Annotated in this window: 1 protein-coding gene; it reads right to left on the bottom strand. The window is 51.8% G+C overall.

Annotated features, from left to right (window positions below; all coding sequences use genetic code 11):
• Positions 1-132: 132 nt before the first annotated feature.
• A partial coding sequence (locus MB824_RS08535; protein WP_238748043.1) for a transposase occupies positions 133-394 on the bottom strand: 262 nt, incomplete at its 5' end.

The following is a 394-nucleotide window of genomic DNA, read 5'->3' as shown; positions in this document are numbered from 1 at the left end:
TCACCTTTTCGCTGACAGCCGGAACCCAAACACAGGTTTTCGGCTGTTTTCGCCCCAAATCACTCCTGATTTTACCCAAATATCCCCTTTTTTCTCCCCAGTCACCCCATAATAAGGCATCCGGACCGCCTTTTAGACGGCAACAGGCACACTTAGCCTGTTGGCCGCTTTCAACAGGTTTAAACACATCGCCTTCAGATGGCTTTGCGCACTCACTTTGAGTAGACCAAAATAGGCTGCCCGGGCATAGCGAAATTTACGGTGCAGCGTACCGAAGCTTTGTTCGACCACATACCGGGTCTTCGACAAATACCGGTTACGTTTGGTTTGCGCTTCCGTCAGCGGACGGTTGCGGTGGGCTTTGCGCATAATGCCGTCCTGTAACCGATGCTCT

The organism is Kingella pumchi (assembly GCF_022288825.1).
In the GTDB taxonomy this organism is placed as follows: domain Bacteria; phylum Pseudomonadota; class Gammaproteobacteria; order Burkholderiales; family Neisseriaceae; genus Kingella_D; species Kingella_D pumchi.
The sequence above is the reverse complement of the archived record's forward strand: the minus strand, read 5'-3'. Positions and strand labels throughout refer to the sequence as shown.